Annotated in this window: 4 protein-coding genes; all 4 read right to left on the reverse strand. The window is 55.4% G+C overall.

Annotated features, from left to right (window positions below; translation table 11 throughout):
- Nucleotides 1-900 (reverse strand): acetyl-CoA acetyltransferase (locus tag NTZ04_03875; GenBank protein MCX5991454.1); only part of this gene is annotated, 900 nt, incomplete at its 3' end.
- A 14-nt stretch (nucleotides 901-914) separates the two neighbouring features.
- A complete protein-coding gene (locus NTZ04_03880) occupies nucleotides 915-2,381 on the reverse strand; it encodes a hypothetical protein (GenBank protein ID MCX5991455.1) in 1,467 nt (488 codons plus the stop codon).
- Between the two features lie 379 nt (nucleotides 2,382-2,760).
- The gene (locus NTZ04_03885; GenBank protein MCX5991456.1) at nucleotides 2,761-3,516 is read right to left on the reverse strand and encodes a hypothetical protein; all 756 of its coding nucleotides are present in this window, start codon (nucleotides 3,514-3,516) and stop codon (nucleotides 2,761-2,763) included.
- Nucleotides 3,517-3,683: 167 nt separating this feature from the next.
- Nucleotides 3,684-3,905: a hypothetical protein gene (locus tag NTZ04_03890; protein MCX5991457.1), complete on the reverse strand. Its 222-nt coding sequence runs from the start codon at nucleotides 3,903-3,905 to the stop codon at nucleotides 3,684-3,686.
- Nucleotides 3,906-4,104 lie beyond the last annotated feature (199 nt).

Here is a 4,104-nt window from a genome sequence, read left to right on the forward strand (position 1 = left end):
GTATATGATGAGCTCAGTGATGGTAAAGCAGTCGTGGACCTCGGCCGAGCCGATCTCCTTGCGCGGGTCCTTGATCCCGGCCTGCGCGTATACCTGCTGCGCCGCCACCCAGGTCTCATCCCAGAAGGTGATGTCGACGTCGGAGCGGAACTTGCCCTTGAACGGGTCAATGCGTCCGACCGACAGGCCCAGGCCCTTGATCAGTGCGTGGGGTTTCTTCCTGGCCTTGGCCGTCTCTGCGCTAGTGATGATGGCGCAAGCCCCGCCGTCGGTCACCGGGCAGCAGTCGAACAAGCCCAGAGGCCAGGCAATCATGGGAGCCTTCATAGCCGTCTCCAACGTTATCGCCCGGCGGAAGTGGGCCTTGGGACTAAGGGCCCCATTGGCATGGTTCTTGACCGCAATCTTGGCCAGGATCTCCTTCCCTTTGTCGAAGGGGATCTTGTACTTCTCAAAGTACTGCACTGCCGATTTGGCAAACGAGCCTGGTGCGGAGCCGACCACTGTGATCGGATGCAGGCCGCCCGGCATTTCCAGGGCACCGCTGCCGTAGTCCTTCAGCTTTTCGAAACCAACGCAGAGCACGGTGTCATACATGCCGGCGGCGACTGAGAATGCTCCCACCCTGAGCGCCTCCGCCCCGCTGGCGCAGTTGTTCTCCACCCTGGTGGCCGGTATCTTGTCCAACTGCAGCGCTTCCGTCACCGTAGCTCCAGTCCACATGCTGGAAGAAACGTTCCCCACGAACACCGCCTCGATGTCCTTGGGCCCCACTCCGGCATCCTCGTATGCCTCATAGGCGGAGTTGATGATCAAGTCGGCCACACCCATCTTCCAGAGGTCACCAAAAGGGGTGCAACCCATTCCGATTATGGCAACTTTGTCTTTTATCGATCCCATTTCTTCACTCCTCCTTACCGAACTGGCTTGCACTTCCAAGCGTAGGCAGCGACGTCTCCCTGCCTCTCCAGCCTCCTGAAGGTCATCTCCATAGGCTGACCGATCTTTAGGGCTTGGATGTCGCCAAAGTCCGTCATTTCGAGCTCCAACCTCGCGCCGTTCTCGAAGTCAATGATGGCCCTGCCCTGCGGCGGGTCGGTGACTTCAGGAATGGTCGGTATGGTGTCTGTGCTGAAGCTATACAGCTTGACCTTCTCCGGCAGAAGCCTAACCTGCTCGTAGTTGTCCTTGGAGTAGCACTTCGGGCAGATTCGGCGGATCGGGAAATCCAGCCAGCCGCACTGTTTGCACTTGCTGGCATGCAGCTTGTACAGAGAATCCCTCTCTCTCCAGAGCTGGGCCAAGCCCGGAGTGATTCCCGTAATCCTGGTGGCTTCCATGAAGAAGAGGTGGCGCAGTCTGAGGTACTTCAAGTAGCCAGGCAGCATCTTCTTAGACTTGAGATAGCCGAGGACGCCATGCCGGTCCTTCATCTTTTCAATCGCGTCCGTGACCTTGAGGAGCATCACGTCGACGCCATCGCCCCAGGCAGCCACCAGTATGGTGTCACCGGGCTTCGCCTGTTGCAGGGCCGCCACCAGCAGCATCAGCGGTTGAGCTGCGCCGGTGTTGCCCATGACGCCGAAGAGGGGATCCTGCACCTGGGTCTTGGGGTCGAACTTCAACGCCGTGGCTATGGCCCCATGCGTCCTAGCATCCGGTCCGCTGTAGACGAGCTTGGAGATATTCTTGGGCTCAACTCCAAACTTCTTCATGGCAGCCGCGATGGCCGACTGCATCATAGGCGTGTAGCCTTCCGGACCTGTGAACCGATCGCTCCAAACATGGACGAACTTGTCACCATTCGGTCTCCACGTGTCAGTGAAATCCGTGGAGAAAGAGTGGAAGCCCTCGATGGTAGCGATCACATCCTTGTCTCCCAGCAACAGAGCGGCGGCGCCGTCGCCCGAATTCGACTCCATCGCTGAAAGCGGAGCACCGAGGCGGCAATCGGCCGCCGAGACCAGCATCTTCTTGGCGGAGCCAGCCTTCACGGCGTCCGCGGCCAACCTCACCGCCGTAAGACCCCCTCTGAGCGAGTTGCCGATGTCCGCCGTGAGGATGTTGTCACCAAAGTCGAGCGCAGCCGCGGCAGCTGCGGCCAGCTGCTTCTCGTCAAACGGCGAGGACGTTGAGGCGTTGATCAGGCCGTCGATCGACCCATGGTCCTTCCCCTTCGTGCAATCGAGGATGGCATCAACCGCCATTGTCAGAGCGTCTTCGTCAGCACCCGCTACGGACCGCTCTCCAGCGCCCCCCTTGCCCTCGAGAACCATCATCTCGCGGGCCAATCTGTAAAGGGGTACATACGCGCCATAGGAACAGATACCTACCATTTTTCCCTCCTTAGTCTTATGTATATCTCTATCCCGATCTGCCATTGAAGCATCCCACCAACTGGTGACTGGCAGTTATTGCCTGTCTACTTAAGCGCTCTGCCTACCAACAGAATTCGACATTCTGACTTCCTGGAGAATCCATGGATCATGTAAATAAGATATACCTTGTTTCCCGGTATGCAGTGAGATTCCCTGAATGAGGTCTGGAATCAAGAATTGGAACTGGTGATTTTCACTATTTACCGTGGGGTACAGGGGAGTAACCTCAATTTGTACTGACTTTGATCGCCAATCCACAAGATCTAATTATACCGTTTCAAACTAACCCTGTAAAACCCAACCCCCAAAACCCCACCCAACCGTCCGTCCGGGAAATGATTTGCCGGGTTCACTCAATCAGCGACCAAGGCGGATGATGCTATCAGTCCTCATCAGTCTCAGACTCTGCTCCCAATTGAGGTAATAGCGGACCGCTTTCTTTACGCTTCTTTATTCTCTTGGGCAAATTTACGATCCCCTGGGACTGCCTGGCCAGAACCTCCTGCCACTTGTCACCACCTACCTCAATAACCACCCCAATAACCCCCACCTCCCACAGGGCCCGGACTTCCCCCTCTGTCAGCTCTTTATGAGCAGCCACAAGCAAAGGCTTATCTACCAATCCAGCAAGCCACTGGCAATACATCAAGTCAGAGATCGTCAGTGCAACTCCATCATTCTTCACATCAATGATCACCGCATCCACGGGCAAATCGCCCACGGCGCCCACCAACTCCTTATCCTGAGAAAGGCTCACCTTTAGCACCTTGGCCAATTCTTCTTCCTCAAGCAATACTGCCGGGGCCGACGCAGAATCCAAGATGAAGAAATCCCCCCCGGCCTCCCTCAATTGCTTCAGGTCCACAGAATCCATAGTTCCCACCCACACCCCCCAGGGGACATCACCCATGCCACTGGCAATCTGACGCAGAGCTTCTCCATCCTCCACATCCTTACCATGCACTAACACAGCATCAACTTCAGCCATATTGATCTGCGTGAATAGACCACTCTTACCTCCAGGCAGGGAAGCTATAAGAAGCATCTGCCTGCCGGGCCGCGAGGCAGACGACCTGAAGCCCATGGGGGTGAATTGGCTTTCACAAACCTGGCGTAGTTTTTTTGCTAGCTTACTCATCTTTCACCTTCAGGTTGCCATCTTGCTCAAATACCGCCTTCAGCGGTTGACAAAACCGACCACCGATGAAAATCCAAAAGTGTAGCCCAAACCCATTAGACATTCTACAAGACCCGTCTGGTTTCCTCAAAATACCCCACACCCGCCCAGACCACCACCATCCTTTTTCAACTCCACCAGCATCCTCTCTGCTTCCAGTTGCTCCCTCTGCTAACAGCCGCGGCCAGTGGAGCCACAACAAGCCACACCGCTATTGTAATCAGCATAGCCATGGGATAGCCTATGGTTGGTGCATCAAACTCAGGGGCAATTATGCCCCAGAAGATCACAGTCAGCCAGGCGCTGAAGAAAAAGAAACCACCTGCAGCCGGAATAGCAAAGAAACCCATCACACACCTCCTTTGTATTATGTCAAGTAACGACAGCCAATTCCCGATCCAGGGCCGAAGAATGACATTCTCCCCGACGCAAGCGTCGGGGTATCACAGTAACCTTAGTTGGTCTTTGTGAATCTGAACATATTGAGATGCACGTCCTTGCTCTTTAACATATTTCCCGATGGCTTTTTCATTCCCGTGTTTCCCAACA

Source organism: Chloroflexota bacterium (assembly GCA_026389585.1).
Lineage (GTDB): Bacteria > Chloroflexota > Dehalococcoidia > UBA2247 > RBG-13-53-26 > JAPLHP01.